Below are 13920 nucleotides of genomic sequence, written 5' to 3'. Positions count from 1 at the left end.
AAGACTTATTCGGGCTACTCCTTCACAAAACGGAAAGTGTATTTGCTGTCTTTGTTACCTGTCAAAGTTCCGAAATAAATTCCTTTGCCGAGCCGTGCAATATCTATTTCGTTGGTCGTGAGTTTTTCGGCCTTCACGATTTTTCCGCTTATATCTTTAATAGATACAAAGGCATTTTCGTTCTTCACGAGGAAGGTACCGAGGGTAATGGTTTGGGTAGAAGGATTCGGATAGACCTTGATTTGTTGTGGGGCGTTTACTTCATTGATTCCTACGCTGCCCAATCCTAATCTTGCCGCTAAACCCTGACCGCCCACTGCCATCACCACATTGGATGAAGCCAGAATTTTGGTGAAAGTTGAAGAGCCACCACCAAAAGTGGAGGTGAAATCGAGCGTCCAAGTAGTGCCGCCGTCTGTGGTCTTGTAAATTTTATTTTCGTTCGCCAAATAGCCGTCATTCTGGTTTAAAAAAGAGAACGACGGAATGTCTGCATTATATGGACAGCCCGCATCAATCAATCCTTGTTTCATGTTGGTCCATGAAGTGCCACCATCGGTAGTCTTTTTAAAAACCATAGTGTCCTGCCCGCTTGTGGTTTTACCCGCGATAAAGCCTGTGTTGGCATCTAAAAACTGTATGGCTTTATAATTCACAGAGGTTACGCTCGAAACTGTGACGTGTGTCCAGAGGGTTCCCCCGTCTATCGTTTTGAAAACATTTCCATTGTGGCCGCACATGTATCCCACGGTAGCAGTGGGGAAATCAATGTCCCTCATTTCGCTTAGGTTGCCGCAAGGGTTTCCACCGGTAGTCCAGTTTTGACCGCCATCGGTGCTAGTGGCTAATTTGCAAAAATCATCAATGGCATATCCATTGGTGCCATTTGCAAATGTAATGTCGCGGAAGGTGTTGAATCCTGAGAGTGAATAGGGCCCAGCGAAAGTGTTGCCGCTATTGGTGCTGGTATAGAATTTATATGCAGTACCCGCCACCGCCACCGAGGAAGAGGAATAAGCGACGCCATAAATCGGGTCGTAATTATAATAACTCGAATCATCCCAAGTAATTCCGGCATCGCTGGAGTGAAGAATTTTGCCACTATTGCCCCCTATCAGACCTTTGTTACCAGAAAAGGCAACGCTGATAAGGTTTTGACTAACACCAGAAGATACCAAAGACCATTGGGCATTGGTTTGAAAAAAGAATAGCGCAAAGAGCACTATCGAGAGGGTAAGTTTTGTTTTCATGTTTGTGGTTTTAGGTTTATAAAATATTTAGACGACAAATGAAACTATGATGCAAGGTAAAGCCATCCCCAAAAGAGGTTAATTCTTACTAAAAAGGATAAGGGGTTGGGGTTATTTTTATAGCTGAAGTCTGATTAAATCCATGTAAAGGCGCTCCCGGCCTTCTCCCACTTCCATATTATTTAATAGGGAAGTCTTCTTACTAGAATCGGCCTTGCTTTTGAAACGAATCACTTTACCAAGGGCAAGAAATATCTTTTTATATACAGTAAACTCTTGTATTTGTAGTTTGGAGTCAATATATTTCATGTTCTTCCTAAACACATCTGCTGCCAGCACATAGTCCCCCTTTTGGACACAATACACATTATGGACAAGGCGAAAAAGCAAATCGCCAAGCGGAGTAAAATTCTCTTTCCCGAATTGCAAAATCTGTTGCAGGCATCGCCCCGCTTTTTCAATATCCTTATTCAGCAAATGATAGATGGCGTAGAGGCGGAGGATATTGAAATGAAGGTGTCGAGCATTTTCATTTTTTAGGAACGGCTCAATATATTTTCTCAAGATGACCTCAGCGCCTTTCAAGTCCTTTACAATCAACAGAGCAAATACGTATTGATAGGGATGATACAGGCGCACTCCGGCCAGAACCGGAAACTCTTGAAATAGCTCCTTATACTTATCTACGCCATCCTGATACCTGCTGAATTCAATGAGGTGCTGCGCTATCATGGAGATCAAAAATACCTTGTCGCGGTCATGGATTTTATCGTAAACTTTTTGGGCAGCCGCCTCTGCCTTTTTCAAATAATACAAGCCTTTCTCCCAGTTTACGGACTCGTAATATCCGCTGATCCCAATATAGATTGCGTGTTCTGTCTCATACATTTTTTTGTCTTTGACCTCTTGCTCCAACTTCAACAATCTTTTCAGCGAAGCATCCTTTTTCTTTGTCCCGTCCTTACGCGCATGGTAATAATGAATCAACAACTCTTCACATTTCGCCGACATCCGATAGCGAGCTGACACCTCTTCTTTAGCTAACAAATTCTTGTACGACCGGCAGTAATAAGTCATTTGCTTTACAGGAAAATCATTGTAATTAAAAAGCATAGTCATTCGAGAAGCGATGACATAAAATTCTTTTAAGCTCTTTATGTTTTTCTCCTGCTTCAGTTTTTTCTCCCCCAGTTTCAGTTTGTGCAAAATGAGCGGATACAATTGTTTGCCTGCCAGAAATTCAAATTTGTCATTCAGACTTGCTCCTGCTATATGCGTCAGCACTTTGTCAAGAAGGATAGAGTTTATTTTATCCAAGTGAGTTTTGGTTAACCCCAATTTAGAACGAAGTGCAGACTCGTCGAATTTTTCGTTGTGTTGGTGACTTGCATATTCGTTTCGCACGATATGCTCTTTGCCTTCCAATTCCAGATTGCAGAATTGCATCAATTCATTTTCATCAAACGAATTGACAAGATGGAGGAGGTAGCCCATTTGACTGCAAAATATAAAAACAAACCATCTCACTCAAATTCTATCCGGGAGTTTTATAGCTGCAATTTTCCCTCCTAAATGGTATTTTCGTCGGCGAACAATCCCTCATGGAAAATCCCCAAGACCCGAACCTCACTATCCATTCTTGGGTGAAGCTATACGCCGACGGCCTTTATGGCTGGGCCTATTACCGGGTTTCAAATAAAGAAGTGGCGCAGGATTTGGTGCAGGATACTTTTCTTTCAGCGCTCAAAAGCCAGAAAAATTTTCGGGGCGACAGTTCTGAGAAAACTTGGCTGCATACTATCTTGAAGAACAAAATCATTGATTATTACCGTAGCAAAGCCAAACATCAAACCCGGGAATTGAATCAACAGGTCGTGGATCGCGATTATTATTTTGACGAGCATGGCCAATGGAAAGCGGATGCAATGCCTAAAGACTGGGGCATAGATTACTCGCAACCTTTGGAATCGGAAGAGTTTATGATGGTGTTGGAAAAATGTAAGGAAAAATTAACGGCAGCGCAAAATACTGCGTTTACCATGAAGTATATAGAGGATATGCCCACCGAGGAAGTGTGTAAGGAACTGGAAATTGCTCCGTCCAACTATTGGGTAATTGTTCACCGAGCAAAATTGCAGTTGCGAAAGTGTCTGGAAATAAATTGGATAAAGAAGTAGTATGAATTTTTTGAAAACCATGATGTTAAATTGCGAACAGGCCACTTTTCTAGTTACTAAACGAGAACAAAAAAAACTTTCGTTCAAGGAGCGATTTGATTTAATGTTGCATCTTTCCATGTGCAAGTTCTGTTCGCTATTTGCAAAACAATCCGCTTTTATCGCTCGACAATTGAAACAAAAGCAGCCTACTGCATCCGGCCTTTCGGAAGCAGAGAAAGAACGAATGGTTCAGGTTATACAAGAAAAACAATAGTTTTCTGTAAGGGCTGGCCTGACTTTCTCGTCTATTCAGGCGGATTACATCTTTATTAACTAAACCATTATTTCTTTATGAATTTTAAATTGAGGTTTACTTCCGTTTCATCTATGTTCACGACTACTCTGATGTCATGTCTGCTAATTTTTCAATTACAGGCGCAAACACCTCGACAGGTGATAGTTGAACACTTCACCAATACCCTTTGTTCCACTTGTGCAGCCAAAAATCCCGCATTTTTCTCCACGTTGCACGGGAGCTATCCGGAAGTGTTGCACGTAGCTTATCATCCAAGCGCCCCTATGTCAATTGTATTTTCAGCAAACAGAATAAAAGTGAAAACGATGCCAGGACGAACTTCTATGGAATTTTTGGATCCACTCCTCGCGCCGTTGTGCAGGGAAAAGTAATCCCACCGATCAATCCGCTGGTTCCGATGGCGGCCTATGACAGCACCCTCAACCAAAGTGCGCCTTTTGAATTGAATTTGAGCATGACATCTGTCAACGGCTCAGACAGCATTCTGACCAAAGCAGTCATTATTCAAACCGATGCACACGGTTATACCACACTGAATTTATTCGCGGTCATTACCGAAGACACTATTTTCTACAATGCCCCGAATGGAGAGAATGTACATTATGATGTATTCCACCGGCAATTATTCCCCGGCAACGGCCTGTCCTTTACTGTCCCGCAAAACATAGGTGACAGCGTGGTCATTACCAGCACCTTTCTTCCCGACCCCCTTTGGAATCGGAACCGGATTAACGTGATTGGAATGATTCAAACCATGCCGTCAAAGTATATCGTGCAGTCAGCTATTCAACACAGCATCACGGAACCGGTCATCTCAACCAGTATCGGGGAGGTGGGTACAAAAGAGTTGTTCCGATTCTTCCCGAACCCGGCAAACCGAGAAATCTATTTTCAAAACAGCGAAGAGAAAAATATCGAAATCTATAATACTGCCGGGCAGTTGGTAAAGGGCTATACCGAAGTACAACGTACATTAAATGTGGAGGCCCTGCCAGAAGGAGTCTATTTCTTGCGCATATTTTCGGATAAATCCACTGTGGAAAGCAGAAAGTTATCCGTCATTCATTAAAATGTATTCGGAGGTTGAAAGGTTTTTGAAAAGCTACGTCTATCAATACGACATTGGTCAAAATTTAATTCACCTTAAAACAAAAAAACATGAAAAACTCTATGACAAGCGCCTTGATTGGCGGAATAGCCGGAACAGCCGCCATGACGGCCTTGATGTACATCGCCCCAATGATGGGCTTTCCGAAAATGAATGCTGCAGCAATGCTCAGCGGTATGATGGACATGCCAATGATGGTAGGCTGGGTGATGCACTTTATGATTGGGATTATTTTTGCTCTGGGCTATTTCTACTTGATGAACAAGGCCTTGCCCATCAGCAATAATTATTTGCGCGGCGCAGCCTATGGGGTTCTGGTCTTTGTTTTTGCACAGATCATGATGGCCGTTGCTGGCATGATGGGTATGATGTCTGCACCTATGGAAGGAAGTATGATGATGATGGCGCTCGGCAGCTTGATGGGACATTTGGTTTATGGAGCGGTGCTTGGAGCTTTTGTCAGTAAAGAAGGTTAAAAATATCAGCAAGGCGCGGATTGCTGTTTACATAATTTATATGCCTCCGTGCGGGCAGTAACCATTAAATCAAATAAAATGATGAAGAAAGTATTTTTAGTAGTCGCTCTGGCAGGGTTTGTTTTCGCAGCAAATGCACAGGTTGCACAGAAAGACAGTAAACAGAAAAAGGGCAAAGCCAAAACCGAACAAATGGTCATGAAAGACCACGTTTGCACGGCAGCCTGTAAAGACGGCAAGCACATGTACGCTCATGGTGAGAAAGGCCACGTATGCTCTGAAGCCTGTAACATGGATATGAAACATGCAAAACATGGTCAAAAGGGACATGTCTGTACCGCCGACTGCATGAAAATGTAGGATTAGCTTTTGTGGGTGGTTGAATGAAGAAGTCCTGCCTGTTGGGGGACTTCTTCTATTTTTATGAAGCAACGGTTACCCGAAACCAAAGTCGTTCGCAACCGGTAAAAGCGCCGCCGTATCTTATATTCGCGCCCCAATGCATTATTTAAGCGTAGAAAATCTCACCAAGTCTTTTGTAGAAAAGCCTCTATTCACTAATATCTCCTTCAATATAGAAGAAGGCGACAAGGTAGCGCTAGTGGCGCGCAATGGAGCAGGCAAAACCACCCTGCTCAATATTCTGGCTGGCCGCGACACGCCGGATCAGGGCAAACTCTGGGTGAATAAGGACGTACAAGTTTGTTTTCTGGATCAGAACCCAGTCTTTGAAGAAAAGAAAACGGTGCTTGAAAATATCCTGAGCTATAATCATCCGGTCATCAACGCAGTGCGCGAGTATGAATTGGCGACGGCGCATCACGACGATAAAAAAATCGCCGAGATGATGGAAAAGATGGAGGAACTCGGCGCCTGGAATTTTGAAAGTAAGGTGAAAGAAATCCTCACCTCACTCAACATCACCGACTTGGACCAGACAGCAAACTCTATGTCGGGAGGACAGAGAAAGAGGCTTTCGTTGGCCAAAGTGTTGATTGACATTAGCTTCGGCGACCGCAACAATTTCCTGATGTTGGATGAACCGACCAACCATTTGGATTTTGAAATGATAGAATGGCTGGCTGATTTTCTTTCAGATCAAAAAACCACTTTGCTGCTCGTCACCCACGACCGCTTTTTCCTCGACACGGTTTGCAATGAAATCATTGAACTGGAAAACCAAGAACTGTATATCCATCGCGGAAACTTTGAAAGCTATCTGCGCGATAAAATTTCGCGCGAGCAAAACGAAGCGGCTTCGATTGACAAAGCCCGCAACCTCTATCGGAAAGAACTGGAGTGGATGCGCAAGCAGCCCAAAGCGCGCACCACCAAATCAAAATCACGAATAGATGCCTTTTATGACGTAGAGGACAAGGCCAATTCTAAAAGAGTAGAAGAAAAACTTCAGTTGCAGGTGAAGATGACCCGCATGGGCGGAAAAATCTTAGAACTGAAGAAGGTTTATAAAGCTTATGGCGAAAAAATCATCCTGAAGGGATTTGATTATAGTTTCAAAAGAGGCGAGCGCATCGGCATTATCGGAAGAAATGGCGTAGGCAAATCTACCTTCCTGAATATTATCATGGACTTGGAAAAAGCTGATTCGGGTAAGGTTAATCAAGGGGAAACGGTGGTGTTCGGATATTTTTCTCAGAAGGGATTGGAGGTGAAGGAGGATAAGCGAGTGATCGAATTTGTGAAAGACATTGCCGAGCATTTTCCATTGGCAGACGGCACCAAGGTTTCTGCCGGTCAGTTTCTGCAACTGTTCATGTTCACCCCCGAACAGCAATACACTTACATCTCCAAACTGAGCGGAGGCGAGAAGAAGCGTCTGCAACTGCTTTCTATTCTTTTTCGCAACCCCAACTTCCTCATTCTCGACGAGCCGACCAACGATTTGGATTTGGTCACGTTGACAGTGCTGGAAGATTTCTTAGAACAATATCAGGGCTGCGTCATCATCGTGTCGCACGACCGATATTTTATGGATAAACTGATAGACCATCTTTTTGTTTTTGAAGGAAATGGTCTGGTCAATGATTTCCCCGGCAACTATACCGAGTGGAGAATGGATGAGGTGCGCAAAAAGAAAAAGCAAAATACGCAGGTTCGCACCAGCGAACTCACCACAGCTACCGTAACCCCACCGGCACCTGAAAAGGAGAAGGTGAAAAAGAAACTTTCGTTCAAAGAGAAGTTTGAGTTTGATACTTTGCAGAAAGAACTTCCAAAATTAGAAAGAGAAAAAGAAGCCTTGAACGCAAAAATCAACTCCGGTGATGCAGGCTATGAAGAACTGAACAACATGATTAGCCGCCTGGGCGATGTTTCCAAAGAGTTGGAAGTAAAAGAACTGCGCTGGTTAGAGTTGAGCGAGTTTGCGGAAGGAATTTAGCTTTTGACACAGTTTAGTGAACAGGCTCCGAATAGCTGCAACCAGTCCCCCGTTTTGGGAAAATGGATATTCATTAAGATAGTTGTAATAGCAAGTTATTAACCCTAACAATCATGTCTGTTCTGGATTCATCCCAGATACAGTTCTTCGGAAAACGCACCTTCTTTGTTTTAACAAATCCGAATCACCAAAACACGATTAGCACTATATTTCCTTGCCAAGGAAAAACCCGACGTCAAAAAACTATGCAATATCTACATCTGTGAATCATGTAACTTATTTCCACAACTGTGTAACGCTTTAAAGTTCCAAGGCTCCATGTAAATCAGGACATTGCGACAGGTCACCAAATCTATTTTGCCAAAAGGCGGGTCCTTTACAAAATTGTGGCTGGCGAAGATGCACATATCCCGCACGTACCTTTTTACCTGATAATGACCATTGGTTTTGACGAAGAACTCAGCCAAGCGATGCGCACTTACGGACTCCAGTTCGTTCTTTAAATAAATGCCGGAGCGTGCTTTTGCTATCGCAGGCTCGCTAATATCGGTAGCAAAAATCTGTACCTTTTGCTGGCTGTCGCCCAAAAATTCTCTGAAACAAATGGCAATGGAGTAGGCTTCTTGTCCGGTGCTGCAACCCGCCACCCACACCCGAATAGAATCGTGGCCCGTTTTGTTTTTGATGATGTCTGGAAAAACTTTTTCGTTTAGCCCTTCAAAACTACTTGGGTCTCGAAAAAAATCGGTGACCGGAATCAACAGGTCCAGGTATAAAATATCCTGTTCGGATTTATTCTCTCGTAAAAAATTAAGATACGCCTGTGGGTCGTCGTTTTTATTCAGCGCCATTCTCCGAAGTATTCTCCGGCGAATGGTGGTTTGCTTGTAATACGTAAAATCGGTTCCCTTGCGAATGCGTAGTAAAGAAATCATTTGCTTAAAAGCATCCTCCTCCTTCTTGGGCAAGAATTCCTCTCCTCCATTTTTGTTGATGATGCTGGTTACCTCCATTATTTTCTGAGGTATTTTTCCGGGAGGAAGAATAAAATCAACGACGCCAGCCTGAGCGGCGCTATGAGGCATTCCTTCATAAGCTGCCGACGCTTCATCTTGCGCAAAGGTGATGCCTCCGTGATCCTTTATGGCTTTCAATCCGAGGGTGCCGTCAGAGGCGGTGCCCGACAAGACCACCCCAATGGCATGTGATTGATGAACCTCTGCCAACGATGCAAAGAAAAGATCAATGGGCAGGTGGCGCTCGAATTTGTTTTTATCGGGACGGGTGGTGAGCAACAGCACCCCGTCAGTGGCCACCATCATTTTATTGCTTGGAATGACGTAAATGTGGTTGGGCTCTATCTTTATATCATCCACCACTTCCAAAACTGGAACATTCGTAATTTTTTGAAGCAACGCGGGCAACATGCTTTCATGGTTGGGATCTAAATGCTGCACCAGCACATAGGCCATTCCCGAATCTTCCGAAACGGCTTTGAGGAGTTTTTTAAATGCATCAAGCCCACTAGCCGAAGCGCCAATGCCCACCACCGGAAACAAGTTGGAGGATTGGATTAACTTTTCAGGGAGTTTTTTATGGGCCTTCTTTGCCTTCATTTCTTATGATAAATGGGTTTAAAAATAGAATTTATAAAAAGAGGGGTGAAGTAATCAAAGTATAAAAACGCCCCCGAAAAATCGGGGACGCTAAATCACTGCACATTCCCCAAACATGGCAGCGATAAAAAAACACACCCCTTTTGAGCAGCGAAGATGAAACGATGCCGACCATTTTTGTTACACAACTTGGGAAATGATTTACATGATTCACACATTTGGGGGCGGGGGAAGCCAATAGTAGAGACGCAAAATATTGCGTCTCTCTGCGAATGCGAAATACAGACACAATATTTTGCTTCTGTTGTTTAAAATCAATGTAATTTTTAAAAATCACGGCTAAAGCCAATACAAACCTTCCAAACCCTCCGCCATAAATGGCGGAGCTATATAACACCGCGCTTTAGCGTGGTGAGAATCTGGCTCTTACTAAATGGCTTTAGCCCTGATAATTTTTTCTCGGTTAGTGCCTCACCAATCTAAATATGTTGGCCGAAGACTACAAAAGCCTTTAAGACGGCCCCCTAACCCCCGAAGGGGGAATAAAGACAGCGCAAAATGGTTTTTGCATTGTTCCCCCTTCGGAGGTTAGGCAAAAGAATTTGGCACTCAGCGGGTTTTGTTCTAAAGCATGTTTCCGAATTTTCGATTAGTTTTATTGTTCACTATAGCCTATATGATTCTATACGTCAAACACATGGTCAGCCTTCGTTGCAAGATGATGGTGAAGGAGGAGTTGAAAAAACTTGGGTTGCATTATGTGATAGTGAATCTGGGCTCGATTGAAATCATGGAGGACATTACGCAAGCACAACGGGAGGAGCTGAAAGCAAACCTGCTTCAGTCGGGACTGGAGTTGCTGGATGATAGCAAGGCCATTTTGATTGAAAAAATCAAGAACCTGATTATTGAAATGGTTCACAATACGGATGAAATGCCAGATGTAAATTTTTCGGACTACCTCTGCAAGAAGTTGGATTATGACTATACGTATCTTTCAAATATTTTTTCGGAGGTGAAGGGCATCACGATTCAACAGTTCATTATCAATCATAAAATTGAGAGAGTGAAGGAGTTGCTGATTTATGATGAGTTGAACCTGACGGAGATTTCATATAAGTTGCATTATAGTAGCGTGGCACATTTATCTAACCAGTTTAAGAAGGTGACGGGGCTTACGCCATCCTTCTTTAAAGAGCTCAAGAAGAAAAAGCGTGAGACGGAGGATCGGTAAGGGTTTTTCTGTTTGATAAAGAAGGGTGAAATTCGGCCATAGCCGGTAAACCTGTGAATGATGTAACTCTTTTGGAGAAGTATGTAACGCTTTCCACTTTAAAAAAGCTCACTTTTGTACTGCAACAATTCAGTTGCAACTTAAATAATAAAACAATGGGAAATTCAAACGACACGGGCAAGGTGATTGCCGCATTTTTGGTAGGCGCAGTGACCGGAGCCGCGCTTGGGATTTTATTTGCCCCCGATAAAGGAAGTAACACTCGCGGGAAGTTGCTGACCGGTGCAAAGGATTTGGCGGAGGATTTCAAAGAAAAAATGAAATCGCAAGCAAGAGAATTGCGCGAAAAAGCAGAGGAACTGGAGGTTCTTGCCAAGGATAAGGTGGAAGACGCTAAATCTGGAATGAAGCAAAAGATGGAACACATTTCTGGTAATCGCAGCTAAATCAACCTGCATTAAACGTGCATCTGCCAACCGGGGAACCTGAATTCTTCGGTTGGCTTTCTTTTCACAAGGGAAAACGCAAATAGTAAAAATTCAAATTCGCATGGACAATCAGAAGCAGCTAGAAGAAAAGATAGAGGAGTTGACCGAAAGCCTGAAGACGTATGTCAGCACCAATTATGAACTAGGTAAACTCGAAGCAGCAGAGCGTTCTGCGGTAATTGGTTCTGGTCTAATTATTGGCCTATTGGTAGGTGTGGTAAGTAGCCTGTTCCTGTTTTTTATAAGCCTGTGGGTAGGGTTTTACCTTTCCAATCTGCTCGGCGATAATTACTCAGGCTTTGGAATCATTGCAGTATTCTACTTGGTGCTGGGACTTTTTCTCGTGTTTGGAAGAGAGAAATTGATCAAGCGACCCATACGCGATAAAATGATTCGATTAGTATTCAGTAAACAATAACAGTAATAAGAATTATGGAAAACCCGGAAATATTCAATCACGCCGATTTGATGATTCGCATCGCGCAACTGCGCGAAAAGAAAGTTGAACAGGAGGAAGACCTGAAGCTTACTTTTAGAGAGTTTGCCAATACCCTTAATCCGGTTATGATTGTAAAACAGTCCTTGCATGAATTGGCTACCGATACAGATGTCAAGGTGGACGTGGTTAAAGTAGGATTGAATTTGGGAACATCTTTTCTAATAGATATGGTCTTCGGACGAAACCGGAGTGTCAAAGGGTTTATCAGTTCGGTGATATTGGAAAAAATTTCAACATCGCTTATTAATAACAATGTGTCGAAAATAATTTCAGGAGTTAGTTCTCTTCTTGATAAGAACCCAAAAGCAAAATCGAATCACACCGAAAATGAGCCGGTGTGAAAGGACGCATTTTTCTATTCCTTACCGGATTAAGTATTCTACTTTCCATTCCCGGTTGCAAACAAAATGTGTCGCCCTCTATTGAACCAGTGGAGGAAAGCGTAGATAGTTCGGTGGTAGAGACCGTAAAAGAAACCAAAGACTCGGTGGTGGAAAAGAAAAAGGCCAAAACAAATATCCCGCTGACAGTTATTGTGACCAATTTGAAATCGCTCACCGCGCCGGTAGAAATAAGTATTTACGAACGATCCAGTGTTTTTTTGGATAAAGGCGCTCAACTGAAAAAATTCCGATTCAATCCTTCCAAAGGAAAACTAGCGGCAAAGCTTGATGGCATCCCCTACGGAGAATTTGGCATAGCGATTTATCAGGACATAAACAGTAATGGTGTGGTAGATAGGAATGTTTTGGGTTTACCCACTGAGCCGTATGCTTTTTCGAACAACTTCAAACCGCTGGTAAAAAAGCCTTCCTTCGACAATTGCAAATTCAACTATACTGCACGTGCTAATAGCATCCATATCAAGCTGCTTAATTAGCAAGGTGTGAATGATGTAACATATTTCTCGAAATGTGTAACGCTTTATTATTGAAAGAGGGTCATCCTTGCAGTGTAACAATTCCGTTACCAACTAAATTCAATAACATGACAGATTTAAAAGTTCCACCAGTTCCTGAAAAAGGAAACTGGAACAAACAAAAAACAAAGCTCATCGCTAAATTTCCAACCTTAACCGAGGCGGATTTACGCTATGAAGACGGTAAGAAGGAAGAAATGATGAAAAAGGTGCAAACGAAACTTGGTAAGACCAAAGAAGAGTTTGCGACTATCATCAATTCCCTTTAGTCAAATTTTAATTATAGAGCATCCCGCGCAATGCGGGATGCTTTTTATCAAATTCAAATCATTTTATCTTACCCTAAATCAAAACAAACAATGAAAAAAATATTTTTTAAAGCGGCAGTTGCCCTGATAATTACAGGAGGAGTTTTCACTTCATGCGATTCGAAAGAAAAGAAAGTAGAAGCAGCAAAGGAAGAGGTACAAGATGCAAAGGCAAACCTAAATGAAGCCCAAAAAGAACTGAACGCCGAATATCCGGCATTTAAAATCGAAGCAGAAGCAAGAATTGCTGACAACGAAAAGCAAATCTCCATGCTTAATGAAAAGTTGAACAAACCAGGCAAAGCTCCGTTAGACGGACTTCGCAAAAAGAGAATAGAAGACCTTGAACAAAGAAACATGGAGTTGCGAAACCGATTGGCTAACTACGAAAACGAACGGTCTGACTGGGAAGTTTTCAAGCGCGAATTTAAACATGACATGGATGGCATCGGCGATGCATTCAAGGATCTAGGCAAGGACAACAAGAATTAAGATTACCGGTTACTGATTGACAATGAACGACCCGGGTGGGTCGTTCATTTTTTTTTGTGGCGACCACCCATAATCTGTGAATGATGTAACTCTTTTTCCCTATTGTGTAACGTATTAACCACCCACCGGTTCATCTTTGCATCACAAAACTCAAACTATATCCATCATGAAAAAAATATCCTTCATCACCGTTTTTGCACTCGCTATTTTCATGTCCTTAAGTTCCTGCGTTAAGCGATGTCAGGTCTGCACCCGAAATGCCTCGCCTGAAATCAGAGTATGCGAAAAGGATTATAACACCAATGCGCAATACGGAGCCGCGCTCGATTCCTACGAAGCCACCGGTTATTCCTGCAGAAATTTATAATCAGCCGAAACAAAATCTATGTACCAGAAAATACTTTTTATCGCATCAATGACTTTGCTCCTCACAACATCCTCCTGTTTGGTGACCGAGAGGCAACAGAGACGCGTGCGGCACGCGCACCGCATCCACAGCGAACGCCCCCGGACAATCATCATCGAACGAAAAGCTCATCATTAATCTAAAAGGAAATGGAAAACGCCCTTCAATATCTTCGCAGCCTTCCCCCGATGGGATGGCTCCTAGTCATCACCTTTTCTCTACTTGCTGTTCTCGCGCTTTACAGCCAG

General features: G+C 42.9%; 17 protein-coding genes. 14 read left to right on the top strand and 3 right to left on the bottom strand.

The window, feature by feature from the left end; translation table 11 throughout:
* Positions 1-14: 14 nt before the first annotated feature.
* Both IPP77_09785 and IPP77_09780 read right to left on the bottom strand, forming a co-directional pair.
* The gene (locus tag IPP77_09785) at positions 15-1250 is read right to left on the bottom strand and encodes a T9SS type A sorting domain-containing protein (GenBank protein ID MBL0309945.1); all 1236 of its coding nucleotides are present in this window, start codon (positions 1248-1250) and stop codon (positions 15-17) included.
* Positions 1251-1367: 117 nt separating this feature from the next.
* Positions 1368-2744 (bottom strand): hypothetical protein, encoded by a 1377-nt coding sequence (locus IPP77_09780; protein MBL0309944.1) that lies wholly within the window; start codon positions 2742-2744, stop codon positions 1368-1370.
* Positions 2745-2851: 107 nt separating this feature from the next.
* On the opposite strand from IPP77_09780, the gene IPP77_09775 reads away from it, so the two are divergent.
* The 6 genes from IPP77_09775 (at position 2852) to IPP77_09750 (ending at position 7710) form a co-directional block, all read left to right on the top strand.
* Positions 2852-3427 carry a sigma-70 family RNA polymerase sigma factor gene (locus IPP77_09775; protein ID MBL0309943.1) on the top strand — a complete coding sequence of 192 codons (576 nt, stop codon included), beginning with the start codon at positions 2852-2854 and terminating at the stop codon, positions 3425-3427.
* Position 3428: 1 nt separating this feature from the next.
* Entirely contained in the window at positions 3429-3683 is a 255-nt protein-coding gene (locus IPP77_09770; GenBank protein MBL0309942.1) for a hypothetical protein, read from the top strand.
* 217 nt (positions 3684-3900) lie between these two features.
* Positions 3901-4794 (top strand): T9SS type A sorting domain-containing protein, encoded by an 894-nt coding sequence (locus IPP77_09765; GenBank protein ID MBL0309941.1) that lies wholly within the window; start codon positions 3901-3903, stop codon positions 4792-4794.
* A 101-nt stretch (positions 4795-4895) separates the two neighbouring features.
* Positions 4896-5309 carry a hypothetical protein gene (locus tag IPP77_09760; protein MBL0309940.1) on the top strand — a complete coding sequence of 138 codons (414 nt, stop codon included), beginning with the start codon at positions 4896-4898 and terminating at the stop codon, positions 5307-5309.
* Positions 5310-5387: 78 nt separating this feature from the next.
* Complete coding sequence (locus IPP77_09755; GenBank protein ID MBL0309939.1) at positions 5388-5669, top strand: hypothetical protein; 282 nt, start codon at positions 5388-5390, stop codon at positions 5667-5669.
* A gap of 139 nt (positions 5670-5808) precedes the next feature.
* Positions 5809-7710, top strand: coding sequence for an ABC-F family ATP-binding cassette domain-containing protein (locus IPP77_09750; GenBank protein MBL0309938.1), 1902 nt, complete (start codon positions 5809-5811; stop codon positions 7708-7710).
* A gap of 254 nt (positions 7711-7964) precedes the next feature.
* Here IPP77_09750 and IPP77_09745 read toward each other — a convergent pair whose 3' ends face one another.
* Positions 7965-9326 (bottom strand): hypothetical protein, encoded by a 1362-nt coding sequence (locus IPP77_09745; GenBank protein ID MBL0309937.1) that lies wholly within the window; start codon positions 9324-9326, stop codon positions 7965-7967.
* Between the two features lie 676 nt (positions 9327-10002).
* Between IPP77_09745 and IPP77_09740 the strand changes: the two genes are divergently transcribed.
* The 8 genes from IPP77_09740 (at position 10003) to IPP77_09705 (ending at position 13633) form a co-directional block, all read left to right on the top strand.
* Positions 10003-10560, top strand: coding sequence for a helix-turn-helix transcriptional regulator (locus IPP77_09740; GenBank protein MBL0309936.1), 558 nt, complete (start codon positions 10003-10005; stop codon positions 10558-10560).
* Positions 10561-10715: 155 nt separating this feature from the next.
* Positions 10716-11006, top strand: coding sequence for a YtxH domain-containing protein (locus IPP77_09735; protein MBL0309935.1), 291 nt, complete (start codon positions 10716-10718; stop codon positions 11004-11006).
* 103 nt (positions 11007-11109) lie between these two features.
* Entirely contained in the window at positions 11110-11466 is a 357-nt protein-coding gene (locus IPP77_09730; protein MBL0309934.1) for a phage holin family protein, read from the top strand.
* A gap of 14 nt (positions 11467-11480) precedes the next feature.
* Positions 11481-11888 (top strand): hypothetical protein, encoded by a 408-nt coding sequence (locus IPP77_09725; protein MBL0309933.1) that lies wholly within the window; start codon positions 11481-11483, stop codon positions 11886-11888.
* The gene (locus tag IPP77_09720) at positions 11885-12427 is read left to right on the top strand and encodes a DUF2141 domain-containing protein (protein ID MBL0309932.1); all 543 of its coding nucleotides are present in this window, start codon (positions 11885-11887) and stop codon (positions 12425-12427) included. Before IPP77_09725 ends, IPP77_09720 begins: the two co-directional genes overlap by 4 nt.
* A 107-nt stretch (positions 12428-12534) precedes the next feature.
* On the top strand, positions 12535-12735 hold the full coding sequence (locus tag IPP77_09715; protein ID MBL0309931.1) for a general stress protein CsbD: 201 nt from the start codon (positions 12535-12537) through the stop codon (positions 12733-12735).
* Between the two features lie 90 nt (positions 12736-12825).
* Positions 12826-13266 (top strand): hypothetical protein, encoded by a 441-nt coding sequence (locus IPP77_09710; protein ID MBL0309930.1) that lies wholly within the window; start codon positions 12826-12828, stop codon positions 13264-13266.
* A 166-nt stretch (positions 13267-13432) separates the two neighbouring features.
* Entirely contained in the window at positions 13433-13633 is a 201-nt protein-coding gene (locus IPP77_09705) for a hypothetical protein (protein MBL0309929.1), read from the top strand.
* Positions 13634-13920: the final 287 nt, after the last annotated feature.

It is taken from the genome of Bacteroidota bacterium (assembly GCA_016722375.1).
Classification (GTDB): domain Bacteria; phylum Bacteroidota; class Bacteroidia; order Chitinophagales; family LD1; genus Bog-950.
This window is presented reverse-complemented; position numbering and strand designations above follow the sequence as displayed.